The following is a 19836-nucleotide window of genomic DNA, read 5'->3' on the forward strand; positions in this document are numbered from 1 at the left end:
AACACGGTAATCGCGTCGGTGTCGGCGGCTTCTTTCAGACGGCCTAAGGCTTCGAGTTCCAGCGACAAAAAGATTTTCGCGCGCCAAGTCAGGCGCACGGTGTCGCGCAGCCATTTGTGGCCGTCTGAAACCTTGAAACGGCGGGCGATGAGTTGCTCGTATTCGCTTTGCTGCGTAATCGGCGTGTCGTCGGGCTGGTATTTGAGCGCGATGTTCAACACGCCTTCGTTGCGGCCGCGCAAAACCGCCAGCGCGCGGTGGCTGGGCATGGCGCGGACGGGTTCGCGGTGGTCGAAATAATCGCTGAATTTTTCGCCTTCGGTTTCTTTGCCTTCAACCACTTGTGCGTGGATTTCCGCTTCGTTCCACAGCTTGTCGCGCAGTGTGCCGATAAGCTCCGCATCTTCGGCAAACTGCTCCATCAGAATCGCGCGTGCGCCGTCCAGTGCGGCTTTGGTGTCGGGAACGTTTTCGTTGAGATAATCCTGCGCGGCGGCTTCCACGTCCTGCGGCTGCTCGGCAAGCAACACGTCCGCCAGCGGCTGCAAACCGTGTTCGCGCGCGATTTGCGCCTTGGTGCGGCGTTTGGGCTTGTAGGGCAGATACAGGTCTTCCAGCGCGGTTTTGTTGTCGGCAGCTTCGATTTGCGCCCTAAGGTCGTCTGAAAGCTTGCCTTGCTCTTCAATGCTTTTTAAAACAACGGCTTTGCGCTCTTCCAACTCGCGCAGGTATTGCAGCCGCTCGGCAAGCTGGCGCAACTGAGTGTCGTCCAGCCCGCCCGTGGCTTCCTTGCGGTAGCGGGCGATAAAGGGCACGGTCGCGCCGTCGTCCAAAAGCCCGACGGCGGCGGTGATTTGGGCGGCGGTGGCGGAGAGTTCCTGAGAGAGGATTTGGGTGATGTTCATGGGTGTGCTTTCTAAAAATATCAGGCTGTTTCGGTAAAAGGCTACCTGAAAACGATGTCTTGGTGAAGCCAAGGCTGGGTTTCTGCGTTAGCTAAAACGCGGTTTCTGCGGAGTTGAAAATATAGTGATTTCATCTAAGAATATGACAGCTAAATATCGTCATTCCTGCGAAGCGGGAATCCAGATTCTTTATATAAATCAATATGTTCTTGTTCTATTTACTTGAATTTTCTACCTACGGCAGAAATGATGATTCTGTACTATTTCCAGCTTGATCCACTATATCAGCGGTTTATTCTTCGTCATCCTCGTCGTCATAAGAAGTGTAGGGCCAGTTGTCCCAGCCGAACAGTTCGAGCAGCGTGTCGAAGCGGTCTTGCTCGGCTGTACCGATAAATACGCCGCCGACGTTGCCGTTTTCGGCAAAGCAGAGCAGGGTGATTTCGTGGAAGCCATCGGTATAGAAGCGTTGGTTTTCTTGGCGAAGCTCGACGATTTCGCTGCAGTTTTGCCGGATAAACTGCACGGCTTGGGGGCTTACCGATTCTTCGTCCATGATGTTGGCGCAGTAGGGCAAGCCGCCCATAGTGGCGTTGGTGCAGGCCAGTTCCAGCAGCAGGGCGCGGGTGTCGGGCAGATGCGGCTGCCATTCGTAGTTGTCGGTTTCGCCAATATAAAAGCCGATGTGGGCGGGCGGATTGTCTTGCGCCAAATCGGCTTTGGCTATGCCGCAGCGGGACACGCCTTGATTTTCTTCCGTCAGCACCAAATAGCCGCCGTCAAAATCCATTTCGCCTAAGGGCAGCAGGCGGTTAAACGATTGATTGACCGCTTCATTGCCGCCCAATGTGAGCAAATATTCGCGCAACACGGCGGGAAAGCGTATGCCCAGCCGCTGTTCGGCGGCGGCTATTTGGTGTTCAGGCAGGCCGCAGCGGGTGTGATCAAGCCGGTAGAGGGTGGTGATGTGGTGGAGAGAGCTCATGGCATCGCGGGTGGTTCAGGATGATACGCCTAGGCGACGGTGTCGCGGTTGTTGCCGCTTTTGATGAACAGGTGGCAGGGTTTTGTGCTGTTTGGTCATAAGAAGATTTGATGAGAGGTTGGGTGTCGTCCAGTCCGCCCGTGGCTTCCTTGCGGTAGCGGGCGATAAACGGCACGGTCGCGCCGTCGTCCAACAGTTCGACGGCGGCGGTAATCTGCGCGGCAGTGGCGGAGAGCTCGGCGGTTATGGTTTGGATAATGTTCATAAAATTCCTTGTGTGGATAGGATGCAGGCTACCTGAAAGGCAAATGTTCTATATTGGGTGATAAAGGTTTTATTTTCTTGAAAATATGGAAAAATGATTCAAAAATTTAGTTACTCTTTGGCTAATCTGTTTTTGCCATTATAGAAGATAGTTGATATTTTACCGTTCCAATATGTTTGTCAATTTTGTTGGCTATGGTTACAAGCTCATCCATTTTGCTTTGCTTCAATTTGTGGTCAGCTTGTGTTTTCCAAAGGTAGAGATAGTTTTTAAAAGTTCCCCAAAATATATTCATTTCTCCACATATCCTGTCTATATCACGAGATAAGTCTGGAAAAAATAAATCACAATAAGCACTGATTAAATCGCAAGATGCACATGTTTCCGAATATGCTGCATCATATTGTTCTGCTGTTATTTGTGCTTCCTGCTTTATGTTGATGCCGGTTAAAGAGAACTCGCGAGAAATTTTGCTTAATAATTGATAAATTTCCAGCAACATTCTTTTTTGTTCTGTCAATTCCTTTTCAACTTGTTCTCTTTGATGTTTTTGATGCTCCAGTTCTAATTGGAAATTTTGATTGGATTGAGTGGTTTTGTAGGTAACAAATGCATTGATGGACGTGCTGACTATTGCGCCTACCGCACTACCACCCAAGAAGGCAAGAATTTCATTACTCATATTAATTATGGTACTTCAAGATGTTATTTGTTAAAAATGTCTGTAAATTGGACTTGAAAGCTGCCTGAAACTACCGCTTCAACGCTTCCAGCTCGGCAATATCTCCCGCTCCCGCCTGCCGCGCTGCGCCAAACGGTTTTGCCTGAACAGTGCGTATTGTTCTTTGGCGAGCGCTTCCATTTGCTTTCGGCTGCGTGTGCCTTTGCCCTCCAATACGGCAAAGTCGTTGTAGGCGATGATGCCGTCTATGTGGCTTTGCCAAAATGAAAGTGTCAACCCTTGCCAGTTTTTGGCGCGCACAGTTCCGCACTTTCCAGAAAGATGACGGTCAGGCGGTTCAGGGGTTGATTTCATCGGCGGTCAGGTAGCTTTTGACGATGACGATGTCGGCTTTGCGCACGCACTCGCCGCGCCGTTTTGGCAAATGGTGATGTTGAGGCGGTGGTCGGTGGTGATGTGGCCGGCCATACGGCAGCCGGCGCGCCTGGGGCTGATGATTGTGTAGCGGTGGGGCATGGTCATCCTTGTCGTGAAAGGGCAGGCCGAAGCCTGCCCTTTTCCGTTTAGCGCCGGTAGTTCGGCGGTTCTTTGGTGATGGTCACGTCGTGGACGTGCGATTCTTGCATGCCCGCGTTGCTGATGCGCACGAAGCGCGGTTTGCTGCGCATTTCCGCCAGGTCGTGGCAGCCGGTGTAGCCCATCGAGGCGCGCAGGCCGCCCATGAGCTGTTCGACGACGCCGGAAACCAGGCCTTTGTAGGGTACGCGGCCTTCGATGCCTTCCGGCACGAGTTTGTCGGTTTTTTGTCCCGCCTGGAAGTAGCGGTCGGAGGAGCCGGCGGCCATCGCGCCGATGGAACCCATGCCGCGATAGGCTTTGTAGGAGCGGCCTTCGTAGAGTTCGACTTCGCCGGGCGATTCTTCGGTGCCGGCGAGGAGACCGCCGACCATCACCGCGTGTGCGCCGGCAGCGATCGCTTTGGCGATGTCGCCGGAGTAGCGGATGCCGCCGTCGGCGATGATGCTGACTCCGCGTCCGGCAAGGGCTTTGGCGACGTTGCTGATGGCCGAGATTTGCGGCACACCAACACCTGCGACGATGCGGGTGGTGCAGATGGAGCCGGGACCAATGCCAACTTTAACCACATCCGCACCAGCATCCGCCAAAGCAATGGCGGCTTCGGCGGTGGCGATGTTGCCGCCGACGATGACGAGGCCGGGGTGGCTGCGGCGCAGTTCGCGTACGCGGTCAAGCACGCCTTTGGAGTGGCCGTGCGCGGTATCGACCACCAGCACGTCCACGCCCGCTTTGGTGAGCAGTTCGATGCGTTCGTCGCTGTCGCCGCCGGGGCCGATGGCCGCGCCGACGCGCAGGCTTTCGTTGCCGTCTTTGCAGGCGAAGGGGTAGTCGCGGGCGCTGCGCAAGTCTTTGACGGTAACGAGCCCTTTCAGGCGGTGTTCGTCGTCAATCAGCAGTACTTTTTCGATGCGCCGCTCTTGCAGCAGCAGTTTGATTTCGTTGGTGCTTGCCGATTCTTTGGCGGTCACGAGTTTGTCCTGCGGGGTCATGACGTCGCGCACGAGTTCGTGGTCTTCGGCATAGCGCAGGTCGCGGCGGGTAACGATGCCGACCACTTTGCCGTCTTCCAGCACCGGCAGGCCGGAGAATTTGTGTTCGTGGGTGCATTCGCGCACTTCGCCGACGGTCGCGAGCGGCGTGGTGGTGAGCGGGTCGCGGATGACGCCGGACTCGAAGCGCTTCACTTTGCGCACTTCCGCCGCCTGCTGCGCGGGGGGCATGTTTTTGTGGATGATGGCAATGCCGCCGAGCTGGGCGAGGGCGATGGCGAGGCGGGCCTCGGAAACGGTGTCCATCGCGGCGGAGAAGAGGGGGATGTTGAGCTGCACGTCGCGGGCAAGGCGGACGGATAAATCCACGTCGCGCGGCAGTACGTCGGAGAAATCGGGAACGAGCAGGACGTCGTCGAAGGTGAGTGCTTCTTCAATAATACGCATGGGTGCCTCTGGAATAACAGTGGCGGCGTATTTTAACAGGCGGGGTCAGCTCTGGATATTTTGCGACACCCACAGCGACAAATCCTGCCGGTTCAGCGCCGCCGCCATCAGGTCGGGGAAGCGGTCGGGCGTGCAGGCGAAGACGGGGACGCCGAGTCCGGCGAGGAAGGCGGCATGGCTTTTGTCGTAAAACGGCGCGCCGTCGTCGCTGAGGGCGAGCAGCACGATGAATTGCACCCCGCTTTGCACCAGTTCGAGCATGCGGCGGCGCATCGCCTGGCTGTTGCCGCCTTCTTCCAGGTCGGTAATGAGGACAAGCGTTGTTTCTTCCGGGCGAGTGATGCGTTCCTGGCAGAAAGCGAGGGCGCGGTTGATGTCCGTGCCGCCGCCGAGTTGCACGCCGAAGAGCAGGTCAACCGGGTCTTGCATCTCGTCAGTCAAATCCACCACAGAGGTGTCGAAGACGACGAGTCGCGTGCTCAGGCTGGGCAGGGACGCCAGCACCGAGGCGAAGATGCCGGAATAGATGACGGAAGTGCCCATCGAACCGCTTTGATCAAGGCAGAGGACGATGTCGCGCAGGGCGCGGCGCTTGCGCCCGAAGCCGATGCGGATTTCCGGGATGACGGTGCGGTACTCCGGCTGATAGTTCTTCAGGTTTTTCAGGATGGTGCGATGCCAGTCGATTTCGCGGAAACGCGGGTTGCGGCTGCGCACGCTGCGGTTCAGTGCACCCGTGACCGCCTGCTGCATCGGCGCGGCGAGCTTGGCGAGCAGGGCATCCACCACTTTGCGCACCACTTCGCGCGCAAGCGCCTTGTTCTTTTCCGGGATGACGCGGCTGAGGCTCATCAGGGTGGCAACCAGATGCACATCGGGCACAACGTTCGCCAGCATTTCTTTTTCCGTGAGCAGGCTGGAGAGATTGAGGCGTTCGACCGCGTCCTGCTGCATCACCTGCACCACCGTCTGCGGGAAAAACTCGCGGATGTCGCCCAGCCAAGTGCTGACCTTCGGCGCGGACGCACCCAGCCCGCCGCGCCGTTCATGCCGGTCGGATTCGTCATAAAGCGCCGCCAGCGCCTTGTCTATGCGCAGCTCGCGCTCGCCCAGCACGCAGCCGGTGGTTTCCTGCGCCTCGGTGCCCAGCACCAGCCGCCAGCGTTGCACAATGTCGTTCATACAGAATCCTCCGGGTTGATGGGTGCGTGATAAAGCGACTTGGCCGCCTGCGTATATCGGCGGATGAAATCGCCTTTGGCGGCGGTGTAGCCGTCGCGGTCGTGTTCATAGCGATGCCACAGCGACAATTTCAAGGCTTCGTATGCCTGCGCGACGGCGGGATGCGCGCGCAGATAATCGCGGAAATAAAGCTCGTCATCATCTTGCGGCAGGCGCAGATGGATATGAAAAACCTTTTCGGCGAATCCTTGCTGCGTATAGCCCTTATTGAGGGAAATGCGCTGATCATTCGCCGACATTTGCAGATAGCCGTGCGCTGTCAATATGGCGGCAACGCGTTGCAGGGCTTCCTTATCGGCGACTTCCAGCAGAATGTCGATAATCGGTTTCGCCCAAATTCCGGGAATTGCCGTACTGCCGATATGATGGATGCGGACAGACTCCGCATGCAGATATTGCCGCAAGAGGGCCGCTTCTTCCCGATACCAATCCGCCCAGGCGGGATGATGCGGGGTCAGCATGATGGGAAATAATTGCCACAATTCGGCCAGCGTCATTTCCGTCAGCGGTTTATTCATACGCTGAAAAGATGAATGGTTTGCGCCAATGATTCTGTGGCGAGGCGGTCTTTGCCAAAGGGCAGTTGCAGGATATGCACGGTCCTGTCCCTTTCTTTGTAGTGGATTTCCAGGGTGTAGGTTTCTTTGCTCTCAACGGAAACGCTTTCGCTGAAATAATTGCCCCAGACAAAGCCGCTGCTGCGGGTGCGGTCTTTGCTTTCCGTCACTATCCGGCATTGCAGAATATCCGCCTTGGCGATAACGACAGGTGCATAATCATTGTCGGCACGAATCAGGATAATCTTGCATTGCGCGGTATCCAGCGCCAATAAACCCAGCGATGTTTGCTCCCAATGCGCCAAATGAATGGTTAAGCCCAATTCGGTGATGGTCTGTATGATCAAATGCTGGCGGCGGGATTCATTCCACTTCATCAAGGCCGATAACGGCAACATGACGGCAGATAACACCAACAGCATTTTGCTGAAGCCGACAAGCTGGCGGCCATTGGTCAGATCATCGGCAAAGGCGATGAAAGAAGCACAGATAGCGACAATATAAACGCAGGCAGTAAGGCTGCTTTCATGTTCGGAGATGGTTTTGAGCTTTTTGATGGGAGGGTATTGCATGATTTATGCCGCATGAATGACTTGCCGGATGATGTGTTGCCGGTGGGATGCACCCCGGCACGAAAGTTTGCGCCGTCTTGTTTGCCCGGTTGGGGATATGTTCAATCCATACCGGTTGCGTCGGGCGCCAATCCCGCGTTACGCAGGCGCAGGCGGATTTCTTCCAGTGAAAGAATGTTGCGCATGCCGATGACGGTGGTACCCGTGGCGGCGGCATTTTTGAAAAGGCTGGCAAAACTGGTGGCGCAAAAGATGATGTCGTACTGCTCGGCAATGTCTTTCGCCTTGACAATGGCGCAGTGGTCGATTTTCTCGAAGGGGATGCCGAACTCTTGCAGCACCAGCTCAACCTTGTTTTTCATGATGGGACCGGTGCCGGTGCCGTGTGCGCAGGTTACGAGGATTTTCATGGCGGTTCTCCGGATAAGCGTTTATGTTCGTTCAGACGGGCGAAGCCGTTTTGTGATTCCAGAACGGCGTGGTTATTCAATCCCGGGAATTGAGCCGAGAAGGCGGCGCGGCGATGAAGACGATACCGATGCGCGGTGTAGGTTCCCCATAAAAATCGGATAAAGATTTTATGGGTGTCCGGTCAGGCACGCCAACATACTCAGATTATTCTTGGGATCGGTATTAAGCGGTGGTAAAAGAGTAAGAACTTTCCCCTGCTTTTGCAATCATCATGATGTTTCTGTCGTCTTGCCGCAACAAAAAATAAAAGCCCCGTAAACGGGGCTTTTAAAATTGGTGCCTAAGGAGAGACTCGAACTCTCAAGGTGTTGCCACCGGCGGATTTTGAATCCGCTGCGTCTACCGGTTCCGCCACTCAGGCTAGGCAGGGCGTGCATTATAGTTTCTTTTGTTCTGCTTGCAACTGTTTTGCACCCCCTTTTTGTCAAGCCGTTATTTGCCTTTTTTGCCTTTCCCTTTGGCTGCGGTATTAAGGGCATCTTTCAGTTTTTTGCCCGCTTTGAATGCAGGCGTTGTGCTGGCGGCAATCTGGATTTCTTTGCCGGTTTGCGGGTTGCGGCCGATGCGGGCGGCGCGTTCGCGGGTTTCGAAAGTGCCGAAGCCGATCAGGGTAACTTTTTCGCCTTTTTTCAGGGTTTCGGTTACGCTTTCGAGTACGGCATCCAGTGCTTTGCCGGCTTGTGCTTTGGTTATGTCCGCAGCGGCAGCAATAGCATCAACTAATTCCGTCTTGTTCATAAATCTACCTTTTGTGAGTTTTACAGGATTAGACGGCGCTCTTACTACGCCGACGGCGGAATTCTATACAGTCATAACCGCGTGGCGCAATCTTTTTTTCATTTTTTTGTTGCGTTTTTACTACGGTAATGTTGTGTTTCTGACAACTATTTGTTTTTGATGACTTTTGTAAAGCCACCCTGTACGGGTGGCTCGGGTGTCCTGGCTGGTTTTTCTGCCTAGCAATGGACGTTTTTTACGGTCTCGGTGCTGATGGGCGGCGGCGGTTTGTGTGCGGCCAAGCGCTGGTCGAAGGGAATTTCTGATGCTTCGAAGGCATGGGCAAAGACTTGTTCGATATGGTTGACCGGTATGATGGTCAGCACGTCTTTGACTTCGTCGGGGATGTCGCGCAGGTCTTTGCGGTTTTCTTCGGGGATGAGTACGGTGGTGATGTGGCTGCGTACGGCGGCAAGCAGCTTTTCTTTCAGACCGCCGATGGCGAGTACCCGTCCGTGCAGGGTGATTTCGCCGGTCATGGCAAGGTCGCCGCGCACGGGGATTTTGCTCAGTGCCGAGAGCAGGGCGGTTGCCATGCCGATACCGGCGCTGGGACCATCTTTCGGGGTTGCGCCTTCGGGCAGGTGCATATGGATGTCGTATTCGTCGTAGCGCAGGTCGGGCAGGTGGGTTTCGAGGTAGCTGCGGATGACGGACGAGGCGGCCTGGATGGACTCTTTCATCACGTCGCCGAGTTGCCCGGTCAGGTTGAGCTTGCCTTTGCCCCGGAAAACGGTTGCTTCGATTTGCAGGGTCTCGCCGCCGACGGATGTCCAGGCGAGACCGGTGACGCAGCCGATTTTGTTACGCAGGTCGTCTTCGCTGCGGCGGTATTTGGCGACGCCGAGGTAGTCTTCGAGGTTGGCGCGGTCGATGATGATGTTTTTGATTTCCGGGGTCAGCAGTTTGCGGACGCTTTTGCGCGCCAGCTTGCCGATTTCCCGTTCGAGGTTCCGCACGCCTGCTTCGCGGGTGTAATCCTCGATGATGTCGTTGATGACGCCGTCTTCCAGCCGGAATTCGTTTTTGTGCAGACCGTGTTCGCGGATTTGGCGCGGCAGGATGTAGCGCGTGGCGATTTCGCTTTTTTCGCGGCTGGTGTAGCCGGGCAGGCGGATGACTTCCATGCGGTCCAGGAGCGGCGCCGGGATGTTCAGGGTGTTGGCGGTGGCGATGAAGAGGACGCCGGAGAGATCCACGTCGGTTTCGAGGTAGTGGTCGCTGAATGCGCTGTTCTGGGCGGGATCGAGGACTTCGAGCAGGGCGGAGGCGGGGTCGCCCCGGTGATCCATGCCCATTTTGTCGATTTCGTCCAGCAGGATGAGCGGGTTGTTGCTGCCGAGTTTGCACAGTTTCTGCACGATTTTGCCGGGCAGGGAGCCGATGTAGGTGCGGCGGTGACCGCGGATTTCGGCTTCGTCGTGGACACCGCCGAGCGAGATGCGGTCGAAGTCGCGCCCGGTTGCTTCGGCGATGGATTTGCCCAGCGAGGTTTTGCCGACGCCGGGCGGGCCGACGAGGCAGATGATGGGGCCTTTGCCGTTTTTGTTGCGTTTTTGCACGGCGAGGTAGTCGAGGATGCGTTCTTTGACGTCTTCGAGGCCGTAGTGGTCGCGGTCAAGAATTTTTTCGGCACGGGCGATGTCGTACTGGCTGCGGCGGCGTTTTGACCACGGGTAGTCAATCATCCATTCGAGGTAGTTGCGGATGACGTTGGCCTCGGCCGACATCGGCGACATTTGTTTGAGTTTGTTCAGTTCGGACAGGGCTTTTTTTTCGGCGTCGGCGGACATGCCGGCGTCTTTGATGGATTTTTCCAGCTGTTCGGCGTCGTTCAGGGCGTCTTCCATTTCGCCGAGCTCTTTCTGGATGGCTTTAATCTGTTCGTTGAGGTAGTACTCGCGCTGGTTGCGCTCCATTTGCTGTTTGACGCGTTTGCGGATTTTGCGATCCAGGTCGGTTTTTTCGAGTTCTTCTTCGAGGATGATGAGGATGTGTTGCAGGCGCTCGCCGAGAACGATGCTGTCGAGGATGGCGATGCGGCGTTCAAGGCTGAGATCCATGTGCGCCGCGATGGTGTCGGCGACGCGTCCGGGGTTGTTGAGCTGGCGCAGGTTTTGCAACAGGTCGTCGGCGTTTTTGTCGTTTTCTTTGAGGAAGCGGGCAAATTGTTCGACGGCGGTTTTGGCCATGGCCCGCTGTTCGTCGGTGGCGACGTTGTCCGCGTCGGGTTTGCCGTAGTCGCGGTAGCCCGCTTGCAGGTAGGCACCGCCTTCTTGCCACTGTGTGATTTCGATGCGGCGCAGTCCTTCAACGAGTACTTTGACGGTGCCGTCGGACAGTTTGGCCATTTGCACGATGCGGCCGACGGTGCCGGTGGGATGCAGGTCGGCGGTTTCCGGTTCGCGTACGGTGGCGTCTTTCTGCGGCACGAGCAGCAGTTGTTCCGGGTTGTCTTTGTTGGCGGCTTCGAGGGCGGCGATGGATTTTTCTCGGCCGACGAAGAGCGGCACGATGACGTGCGGGTAAACGACGACGTCGCGCAGCGGCAGTACGGGGAGGTTTTTTTCTTGCATCGGGTTTCTTCGGTTTTTCGGTTCAGGCGGTGGCTTTCTGGTGTATTTGCGGGTCGTTGCCTTGCAGGATGGTGTCGGCTGTCACGGTAACTTTGTCGATGTTTTTTTGGTCGGGCAGGGTGAACATGGTATCCAGCAGGGTTTGCTCGACGATGGAGCGCAGGCCGCGCGCACCGGTCTTGCGGCTGATGGCTTTTTGAGCGATGGCTTGCAGCGCTTCCGGGGTGAATTCAAGCGCCACGTCTTCGTAGCCGAAGATTTTTTCAAACTGGCGCACGATGGCGTTTTTCGGCTCGGTCAGGATGTGTACCAGCGCGTCTTCATCGAGGGTATCGAGCAGGGCGATAATGGGCAGGCGGCCGACAAATTCGGGAATGAGGCCGAATTTGACGAGGTCTTCCGGTTCGATTTGTTGCAGCAGGCGGTTGTTGTTTTCGTCCGCTTCCGCTTTGGTGTGGACATGGGCACCGAAGCCGATGCCGCCCTGTTCGGTACGTTTGGCAATCAGTTTTTCCAGGCCGGCAAAGGCTCCGCCGCAGATGAAGAGGATGTTGGTGGTGTTGACGTGGATGAGTTCCTGCTGCGGGTGTTTGCGTCCGCCCTGCGGCGGCACGGCGGCGATGGTGCCTTCGACGAGTTTGAGCAGCGCCTGTTGCACGCCTTCACCGGATACGTCGCGGGTGATGGACAGGTTTTCGCTTTTGCGCGCGATTTTGTCGATTTCATCAATATAGATAATGCCTTTTTCGGCGCGGGTCACGTCGTTGTCGCAGTTCATCAGCAGTTTTTGCACGATGGTTTCGACGTCTTCGCCGACGTAGCCCGCTTCGGTCAGCGCGGTGGCATCGGCGATGGCAAAAGGGACGTCCAGACATTTGGCAAGTGTTTGCGCGAGCAGGGTTTTGCCCGATCCGGTCGAGCCGATCATCAGGATGTTGCTTTTGACGATTTCCACGCCGTCATCGGCTTTCTGCTGGTTGAGCAGCAGGCGTTTGTAGTGGTTGTACACGGCGACTGCCAGCGCTTTTTTGGCGCGGTGCTGACCGATGATGTAGTCGTCGAGGAATGCCTTGATTTCGGACGGGGTCGGCAACGGTTTGCCTTCAAAGAGGGTGGGCGTTTCTGCGGCAGGCGTGCCGTCTTTCAGCATGTCGCCGCAGAGGGTGATGCATTCATCGCAGATATTGATGCCGTCCGGCCCGGATATGAGGCGGCGGACTTCGGTATCCGGCTTGTGGCAGAAGGAACAGCGGTGGTGTTTGTCAGTCATGGATGACTCCGGGAATGCGGTAGTGCCTCAGGATGCGGCGAGGTCGGCGCGCGAGGTGGTAACGTGGTCCACCAGGCCGTAAGCGGCGGCTTCTTCGGCAGAGAGGAAGTTGTCGCGGTCGGTGTCGCGTTCGATTTTTTCCAGCGGTTGGCCGCTGTGTTTGGCCAGCAGTTCGTTCAGGGTGGCTTTGGTTTTGAGCAGCTCGCGGGCATGGATTTCAATGTCGGATGCCTGTCCACCCAGACCGCCGCTAATCAGCGGCTGGTGAATCATGACGCGGCTGTGCGGCAGGGCATAGCGTTTGCCTTTGGCACCGGCGGACAGCAGGAAGGCGCCCATGCTCGCTGCCTGACCGAGGCAGAGGGTGGAGACGTCGGGCTTGATGAAATTCATGGTGTCGTAGATGGACATACCGGCGGTGACGGAACCACCCGGCGAATTGATGTAGAGATGGATGTCCTGATCCGGATTTTCTGCTTCAAGGAAGAGGAGTTGCGCGACAATCAGGTTGGCCGAGGCGTCATTGACCGGGCCGACGAGGAAGATGACCCGCTCTTTCAGCAGGCGGGAATAGATGTCGTAGGATCGTTCGCCGCGCCCGGTCTGTTCGATGACCATCGGGATGAGCAGATTGTTTTGGATGTCCATGTGTTTTCTCCTGAGAAAAGGCTAGTCCCCGATGTGCGGGTGGTTGGTGAAATTTCAAGGTAGGCGTAAAGCGGCGGATGTGCCGGTTCGATGACAAGCGGGGTTCGTACGCGACAAAATATCGTCAAGCGGTATCAATGCGGGCTTGTCGCTGCGCGGATTGGCCAATCCTCTCCCCGCGAGTGTATGTGGCCGGTGGTAGGCATAAATGAAGGGCAGCCCAAGGCTGCCCTGCGAGTGCGTAATGTTTAACCGCGCTGCTGGCCAAGTGCCATGACTTCCTGGAAGGTCTTCTCTTCTTCGTTGACCTGCGCCTGTTCGTAAAGCTGGTCTATCAGTTGCTCTTCCAAGATGGCCGCTTCGAGGTTGGCGCGGGTTTCGCGGTCGTTGTTGTAGAACTTGACGACTTCCTGCGGGTCTTCGTAGGTCGCCGCAATGGTCTGGATACGCGCTTCGACGCGGGCTTTGTCCAGTTCGGGCTTGCGCTCGTCGAAGAGCTTGTTCAGCAGCAGGCTGAGGCGGACGCGGCCGCGCGCGGCTTCGTCAAAAATGCGGGCTGCCAGTTCTTCGCGCTCTTTGGCATCGGGAATGCGTTGTTCCAATTGCATTTCGCGCGCCATGCGGGCGATTTCGTTACGCACCATGCCTTCCGCAACGGGCTGTTCTGCATTTTTTTCCAGCAGGGCGTCGAACATGTAGGCGCGACGGATACGCAGCATGGCGTTGTTCAGCTCGCGTGCCATATTGTCGTAAATGGCTTTGCGGAAGGCGGCGACATCGCCGTCCTTGATACCGAAAGCCTTGATGAAGGTTTCATCCACTTCCGGCAGGTTGAGTTGTTCGACTTTCTTGACCGTCGCCGTGAATTGCGCGGTTTTTCCGGCCACGTCTTTGCCGTGGTAGTCTTCCGGGAAATGCACGTCGAAGGTGCGTTCCTCGCCCGCCTTGCCGCCACGCAAGCCTTGCTCAAAATCGGGCAGCATCTGGCCGTTGCCGATGATGAAATTCATGTTTTCGCCGCTACCGCCGTCGAAGGCGACGCCGTCAATCCGCCCGGTGAAATCCACGGTAATGCGGTCGCCGTCTTCCGCCGTCTTGTCGGCTTCGGCAAAAGTACCCTGCTGGCGGCGCAGGGTGGTAATCATGTCGTCCACATCTTTATCGCCGATAGTGGTGTGCGGCAGGGTGATACTGATGCTGTCCAGTCCCTGTACATGGACTTCGGGCATGATTTCGAAGGTAGCGGTGTATTTGACGGGTTCGTTGACGGCGAGGCCGGAAACCAGTTCGATGGTCGGCGCGGCAGCGGGGGTATAGCCATTTTCCTTGATGGCTTCGCGGTAAGTCTCGTCAATGATTTCACCGAGGACGTCCTGGCGGACGCTGTCGCCGTATTTCTGCCTGACCACGGCAGGCGGCACTTTGCCGGGGCGGAAGCCGTCAATGCGGACGCGCGGACGGATGTCCTTCAAGCGCTTTTCCACTTCCTGATCCAGCCGTTCCGCCGGAACTTCAACCGTTAATTTATGCGTCAGACCTTCCAGATGTTCAACGGATGATTGCATGCTGTCCTCGATTCAAAAAATATGGCTGTCGCCAAAAATATAGACTAGAAAACTGGTGCGAAAGGAGAGACTCGAACTCTCAAGGGTTGCCCCACTGGAACCTAAATCCAGCGCGTCTACCAATTTCGCCACTCTCGCCGAAAGAAGCAGCGCATTTAAGCATAGGGCGCGGGGGGAAAGCAAGGGAAGGCGGGCGGTTCTTAACGTGTGTTACTTTGCTTTGCCGGGGCGATTATGGATAATTGCGCCGTTTTGTCTTCTTATAACGAGGCGCTATCCTTGATGCGAAATGATGCAATGACCGATATCCGTCGCGGTATCGCCGCTTTCCGCCTGTGGCAGGCGCTGGCGAAGCAGGATATTCGCCTGAAATACCGCCGTTCCACGCTGGGGCCGTTCTGGATCACGCTGAGCATGGCGGTGACGGTATCGGCGATGGGGCCGCTTTACGGCGCGCTGTTTTCCATTGATTTGTCGAAGTTCGTCCCGCATCTGGCGCTGGGGCTGATTTTCTGGGCCTTTATCGCCGGTTCGCTCAACGAATATGCCGAAACCTTCACGGCCAACGAGCACATCCTCAAACAGTCCTATATGCCGCTCTCGGCCCTGGTGCTGCGGGTGTTTTACCGGCAACTGCTGATCCTGCTGCACAACCTGCTGATTTACCCGGTAGTGATGCTGCTGCTCGGTATCCCCGTCAACGCCAACTTCTTCTGGCTGTTGCCCGCCTTCCTGCTGGTCGCGGTCAACATCCTCTGGCTGGGGCTGCTTATTGCCATTTTCTGCACCCGCTTCCGCGACATGCTGCCGGTCATCCAGAGCATCGTCACCCTGCTGTTTTTCGTCACCCCGATTATCTGGCAACTGCAACAACTGCCGCCGGCGCGCCTGCATATCGCCCAGATTAACCCCTTCACCTCGCTGATTACGCTGCTGCGTGATCCCGTGCTGGGCCACCGCCCGGACGCCCTCTACTGGCAGGTGGCGGCGTTCTTTGCCGTCGCCGGTTCGCTGTTCGCGTTGTGGGTGTTCAACCTCACCCGCCGCAAAATCACCTACTGGCTATAACCATGCACATTACCGCAGACGACATCAGCGTCACCTTTCCCGTGTTCGACGCCCACCAGCGTTCCTTCAAAAAAACCGTCTTCAAGGCGGCGGCAGGCGGCGGACTGAACAGCTTCCGCAAGGGCTTTGCCGAAATCGAAGCGCTGAAACACATCAGCCTCGACATCCGCGAAGGCGAACGCGTCGCCCTCATCGGACACAACGGCTCCGGCAAAACCACCCTGCTGCGCGTCTTCGCCGGCGTTTATGCCCCATCCGGCGGCAACATCACCGTCGCAGGCAGAATCACCAGCCTGCTGGACGCCATGCTCGGCATGGATGGCGAAGCGACCGGCTTTGAAAACATCCGCATGCGCGGCCTCTTCCTCGGCCTCACGCCGAAACAGATTGACGGCATCACCGACGAAGTCGTCGAATTCAGCGAACTGGGCGACTTTATCAACATGCCGGTGCGCACCTATTCCAGCGGCATGGTGCTGCGCCTGGCCTTTTCCATCTCGACTAGCCTGCAACCGGAAATCCTCCTGATGGACGAATGGATGAGCGTCGGTGACGAAGCCTTCCGCCAGAAGGCCGAAGCGCGGCTGCTGCGCTTCATCGAACATGCCGGCATCCTCGTCTTCGCCACCCACGACCACGACCTTGCCAAACGCCTGTGCAGCCGCATGGTTTTCCTTGAACACGGCTGCATCGTGCGTGAAGAACACACGGAGAAAACCCCATGACACAAAAAACCGTCCTTATCGTCGGTGCCGGCTTTTCCGGCGCCACCATCGCCCGCATCCTCGCCGAGGCGGGATTATCCGTGGATGTCATCGACAGCCGCGACCACCTCGCCGGCAATTGCCACAGCGCGCGCGACGCCGAAACCGGCGTGATGGTGCACGTCTATGGCCCGCACATCTTCCATACCGATGACGGCGAAGTCTGGGACTTCATCCGCCGCTACGGCACCATGATGCCCTACACCAACCGCGTGAAAAGCATCGTTGGCGGCCGCGTCTATTCCCTGCCGGTCAACCTGCACACCATCAACCAGTTCTACGGCAAAGCCCTGCGCCCCGACGAAGCGCGCGCCTTTCTCGCCGGGCAGGCGGACAGCAGCATCGCCGAGCCGCAAAATTTTGAAGAACAGGCGCTGAAATACGTGGGCCGCGCCCTCTACGAAGCCTTCTTCAAAGGCTACACGCAAAAACAGTGGGGGCTTGACCCGCGCACCCTGCCCGCCGCCATCCTCAAACGCCTGCCGGTGCGCTTCAATTACGACGACAACTACTTCGCGCACCGCTACCAGGGCATGCCGCAAGACGGCTACACCGCCATCGTTGCCGCCATGCTGGATCACCCCAACATCCGCCTGCGCCTCAACACCCGCTACCGGCGCGCAGACAGCGCCGCCTACGCCCACACCTTTTACAGCGGCGCGCTGGACGGCTACTTCGACTACCGCCACGGCCGCCTCGACTACCGCACCCTCGACTTCGAGCGCTTCACCGCCGCCGGCGACTACCAGGGCACGGCGGTGATGAACTACGGCGATTTGGACGTTCCCTATACCCGCATCACCGAGCACAAGCACTTCGCGCCGTGGGAAAAGCACGACAACACCGTCTGCTACCGCGAATACAGCCGCGCCTGCGGCGAAAACGACCTGCCTTACTACCCCGTCCGCCTCACCGCCGCGCAACCGCTGCTCGACACCTACCAACAGGCGGCGCGCAGCCTGGAACGCATCACCTTCATCGGGCGGCTGGCCACCTACCGCTACCTCGACATGGACGTAACCATCCGCGAAGCGCTGGACGCCGCGCGCGCCTACCTCGCTGCGCAGGCGGGTGGCGGCACCCTGCCCGTTTTCCTGCACGACTGACTATGGACAACATCGCCGCCGTCATCGTTACCCACAACCGCTGCCACAAGCTGCAACACACCCTGGCAGCGACCCTGGCGCAGCCTTTTGCCGCCGTCATCGTCGTCGATAACGCCTCGTCCGACGGCAGCCGCGCCTGGCTGGCGCAGCAGCATGACCCGCGTCTGCACCTCATCCTGAGCGAGAAAAACAGCGGCGGCGCGGGCGGCTTCGCCCAGGGCATGACCGCCGCCCTGACCCACAATCCCGACTGGCTCGTCTGCTACGACGACGACGCCTATCCCGCGCCCGACGCCCTGCAACAATTCGCCGCCCTCGACCTCGGCGACACCGACAGCGCCGCCGCCGCCGTCTATTACCCGGATGGCCGCATCTGCGAAATGAACCGCCCCAGCTACAACCCCTTCTGGCACCCGCGCAAACTGTGGCAGACCGCGCTCGGCCTCATCACCGGCCGCGCCCGCGCCGCCTTTCACCTCGACCACGCCGCCTACACGCAGACCGCCCCCGTCGCCATCGACAGCTCCTCCTTCGTTGGCTACTTCGTGCGCGCCGGGTGGGTGCGCCGCTGCGGTGTACCTGATGCCGCCCTCTTCATCTACGGCGACGACATCCTCTACACCCTCGGCTTGCGCCGGCAGGGCGCGCGCCACGCCTTCCTGCCGACCGTCCGCTTCATCCACGACTGCTCCACCTTCAAGACGGCGCGGCGGGGCTACCATCCGATGTGGAAAGCCTATTACACCTACCGCAACGGCCTGCTCATCTACCGCCTGGCGGCGGGCATCTGGTATTACCCCGTCGCCGTGCTGAAAGCGCTCTCCTGGCTCGCCGCTGTGCGCCATTACCGCCACAAACACCGCTACCTGCGCCTGTGGCGGCAGGCGGTCGGCGACGGCCTGCGCCGCGACCTGCGCCGCGACCCCGCCACCCTCATCCGCGATTACCCCGATGACGCACCAGGCACCCGCTAGCCCCGCGCGCAACGGCGCCATGCACCACATGCACTGGCTGGCGAAATGTGCCGATGCCGTCCTCATCTACCTCGCCGGTGCCTTCACCTTCTGGGCCTACTTCGGCTATCCCATCTGGCAATGGGAACGCTACCAGTGGATGACCACCCTCTCTTCGCTTGCCGCCGTGTACCTGTTCGGCGCCTGCGGCGTCTATCGCTCCTGGCGCGGCGCCCTGCGCGGCCGGCTCTTCCTCCGCCTCGTGCGCAGTTACGCCTACCTCACCGCCCTCATCGTCGCCTACCTCTATTTCACCAAAGCGGGGCATCACTTCTCGCGCTACTGGTTCGGCATCTGGCTGAGTACCGCCTGCGCCGCCTGCATCATCACCCGCCTTGTCGCCTACGCCATCCTCAACCGCCTGCGCGGCGCGGGCTACAACACCCGCTCCATCGTGCTTATCGGCACGCAGAGCGCCTGCCGCGACATCTACCGCTCCGTGCGGCGCGAACCGCTTGCGGGCTACCGCATCAAGCAAATCCGCCTGACCGATGCCGGAGAAGCCCACTACAACGACATCGGCGACATCCGCCGCTACGACGCGGCGCTTGACAGTGAACCGCCCTGCGACGAAATCTGGCTGTGCCTGCCGCTCGCGGACGCCCACGCCGTCGCCGACATCCTCGACGCCCTCAAATACAGCACCGCCAACATCCGCTACATCCCCGACCTGCGCGACATCCGCCTCATCAACTACCGCGCCTCCCACCTCGTCGGCCACTACGCGCTTGACCTCAGCATCTCGCCGATGCACGGCGGCAAGCGTCTTGCCAAATGGCTGGAAGACAAAACCATCGCCGCGCTTGCCCTCATCCTGCTCGCGCCGCTGCTCCTCCTCGTCGCCCTGTGGATACGCCTGACGAGCGGCAGCCCCGTCTTCTACCGCCAGGAACGCGTCGGCTGGAACGGCGACACCTTCAACATCATCAAATACCGCACCATGCCGGTGGATAACGAAAAAAGCGGCAGCACCTGGGGCGGGGCGGCGGAAAAACCGACCATCCCGCTCGGCCGCTGGCTCAGACGCCTGAGCATCGACGAACTGCCGCAATTCTGGAACGTCCTCAAAGGCGAAATGTCGGTGGTCGGCCCGCGCCCGGAACGCCCGCAATACGTCGAACAATTCAAAAGCCAAATCCCCGGCTACATGCAAAAACACATGGTCAAGGCGGGGATTACCGGCTGGGCGCAAGTCAACGGCTGGCGCGGCGACACCGACCTCGAAGAACGCATCAACTACGACCTCTGGTACATCAATAACTGGTCGCTGGCGCTCGACCTGAAAATCATTGCCTTGACCGCCCTGCGCGTCTTCCACGACCGCCATGCCCAATAACCCCGGAAACAGAAACCCC

General features: G+C 58.2%; 19 protein-coding genes, 2 tRNA genes and 1 pseudogene. 5 read left to right on the top strand and 17 right to left on the bottom strand.

Going from position 1 to position 19836, the window contains the following annotated elements; translation table 11 throughout:
* From Q0562_RS11340 to Q0562_RS11420, 17 genes and pseudogenes are all read right to left on the bottom strand, one after another.
* Window positions 1–905, bottom strand: a 905-nt coding sequence (locus tag Q0562_RS11340; RefSeq protein ID WP_298644464.1) for a Tex-like N-terminal domain-containing protein, incomplete at its 3' end; no start/stop codon positions are given.
* A 292-nt stretch (window positions 906–1197) separates the two neighbouring features.
* A complete protein-coding gene (locus Q0562_RS11345) occupies window positions 1198–1890 on the bottom strand; it encodes an SMI1/KNR4 family protein (RefSeq protein ID WP_298644466.1) in 693 nt (230 codons plus the stop codon).
* 118 nt (window positions 1891–2008) lie between these two features.
* A pseudogene (locus Q0562_RS11350) lies at window positions 2009–2155 on the bottom strand (Tex-like N-terminal domain-containing protein); the annotation flags it as partial.
* A gap of 121 nt (window positions 2156–2276) precedes the next feature.
* Window positions 2277–2837, bottom strand: a complete 561-nt coding sequence (locus Q0562_RS11355) for a hypothetical protein (RefSeq protein WP_298644467.1) — start codon at window positions 2835–2837, stop codon at window positions 2277–2279.
* A gap of 78 nt (window positions 2838–2915) precedes the next feature.
* Window positions 2916–3191 (bottom strand): hypothetical protein, encoded by a 276-nt coding sequence (locus Q0562_RS11360; RefSeq protein WP_298644469.1) that lies wholly within the window; start codon window positions 3189–3191, stop codon window positions 2916–2918.
* A 209-nt stretch (window positions 3192–3400) separates the two neighbouring features.
* Entirely contained in the window at window positions 3401–4852 is a 1452-nt protein-coding gene (guaB, locus tag Q0562_RS11365; RefSeq protein WP_298644471.1) for an IMP dehydrogenase, read from the bottom strand.
* 45 nt (window positions 4853–4897) lie between these two features.
* Entirely contained in the window at window positions 4898–6034 is a 1137-nt protein-coding gene (locus tag Q0562_RS11370; protein ID WP_298644473.1) for a VWA domain-containing protein, read from the bottom strand.
* The gene (locus Q0562_RS11375) at window positions 6031–6612 is read right to left on the bottom strand and encodes a GrpB family protein (protein WP_298644475.1); all 582 of its coding nucleotides are present in this window, start codon (window positions 6610–6612) and stop codon (window positions 6031–6033) included. The genes Q0562_RS11370 and Q0562_RS11375 overlap by 4 nt, the downstream gene beginning before the upstream one ends.
* Window positions 6609–7223, bottom strand: a complete 615-nt coding sequence (locus Q0562_RS11380; RefSeq protein WP_298644476.1) for a hypothetical protein — start codon at window positions 7221–7223, stop codon at window positions 6609–6611. The genes Q0562_RS11375 and Q0562_RS11380 overlap by 4 nt, the downstream gene beginning before the upstream one ends.
* Before the next feature lie 101 nt (window positions 7224–7324).
* Window positions 7325–7633: a PTS sugar transporter subunit IIB gene (locus Q0562_RS11385; protein ID WP_298644478.1), complete on the bottom strand. Its 309-nt coding sequence runs from the start codon at window positions 7631–7633 to the stop codon at window positions 7325–7327.
* A gap of 335 nt (window positions 7634–7968) precedes the next feature.
* Window positions 7969–8055, bottom strand: a tRNA-Leu gene (locus tag Q0562_RS11390).
* Between the two features lie 71 nt (window positions 8056–8126).
* Window positions 8127–8432: an HU family DNA-binding protein gene (locus Q0562_RS11395; RefSeq protein WP_298644479.1), complete on the bottom strand. Its 306-nt coding sequence runs from the start codon at window positions 8430–8432 to the stop codon at window positions 8127–8129.
* A 218-nt stretch (window positions 8433–8650) separates the two neighbouring features.
* Complete coding sequence (lon, locus tag Q0562_RS11400) at window positions 8651–11047, bottom strand: endopeptidase La (RefSeq protein WP_298644481.1); 2397 nt, start codon at window positions 11045–11047, stop codon at window positions 8651–8653.
* Between the two features lie 22 nt (window positions 11048–11069).
* Window positions 11070–12317, bottom strand: coding sequence for an ATP-dependent Clp protease ATP-binding subunit ClpX (gene clpX, locus Q0562_RS11405; RefSeq protein WP_298644484.1), 1248 nt, complete (start codon window positions 12315–12317; stop codon window positions 11070–11072).
* A 27-nt stretch (window positions 12318–12344) separates the two neighbouring features.
* Window positions 12345–12965: an ATP-dependent Clp endopeptidase proteolytic subunit ClpP gene (gene clpP / locus Q0562_RS11410; protein ID WP_298644486.1), complete on the bottom strand. Its 621-nt coding sequence runs from the start codon at window positions 12963–12965 to the stop codon at window positions 12345–12347.
* A 248-nt stretch (window positions 12966–13213) separates the two neighbouring features.
* Entirely contained in the window at window positions 13214–14530 is a 1317-nt protein-coding gene (gene tig, locus Q0562_RS11415; protein WP_298644488.1) for a trigger factor, read from the bottom strand.
* A gap of 53 nt (window positions 14531–14583) precedes the next feature.
* Window positions 14584–14668 (bottom strand) — tRNA-Leu (locus Q0562_RS11420).
* A 159-nt stretch (window positions 14669–14827) separates the two neighbouring features.
* On the opposite strand from Q0562_RS11420, the gene Q0562_RS11425 reads away from it, so the two are divergent.
* The 5 genes from Q0562_RS11425 to Q0562_RS11445 are packed head-to-tail and all read left to right on the top strand — an operon-like array spanning window position 14828 to window position 19817.
* Complete coding sequence (locus Q0562_RS11425) at window positions 14828–15598, top strand: ABC transporter permease (protein WP_298644489.1); 771 nt, start codon at window positions 14828–14830, stop codon at window positions 15596–15598.
* Between the two features lie 2 nt (window positions 15599–15600).
* Window positions 15601–16323, top strand: coding sequence for an ABC transporter ATP-binding protein (locus Q0562_RS11430; RefSeq protein ID WP_298644491.1), 723 nt, complete (start codon window positions 15601–15603; stop codon window positions 16321–16323).
* Window positions 16320–17468, top strand: a complete 1149-nt coding sequence (gene glf / locus Q0562_RS11435; protein ID WP_298644492.1) for a UDP-galactopyranose mutase — start codon at window positions 16320–16322, stop codon at window positions 17466–17468. The genes Q0562_RS11430 and glf overlap by 4 nt, the downstream gene beginning before the upstream one ends.
* Window positions 17469–17470: 2 nt before the next feature.
* Complete coding sequence (locus Q0562_RS11440) at window positions 17471–18442, top strand: glycosyltransferase (protein WP_298644493.1); 972 nt, start codon at window positions 17471–17473, stop codon at window positions 18440–18442.
* 19 nt (window positions 18443–18461) lie between these two features.
* Window positions 18462–19817: an undecaprenyl-phosphate glucose phosphotransferase gene (locus tag Q0562_RS11445; protein ID WP_298644494.1), complete on the top strand. Its 1356-nt coding sequence runs from the start codon at window positions 18462–18464 to the stop codon at window positions 19815–19817.
* The last annotated feature ends 19 nt before the right edge of the window (window positions 19818–19836 follow it).

The organism is uncultured Cardiobacterium sp. (genome assembly GCF_938028825.1).
GTDB lineage: Bacteria > Pseudomonadota > Gammaproteobacteria > Cardiobacteriales > Cardiobacteriaceae > Cardiobacterium.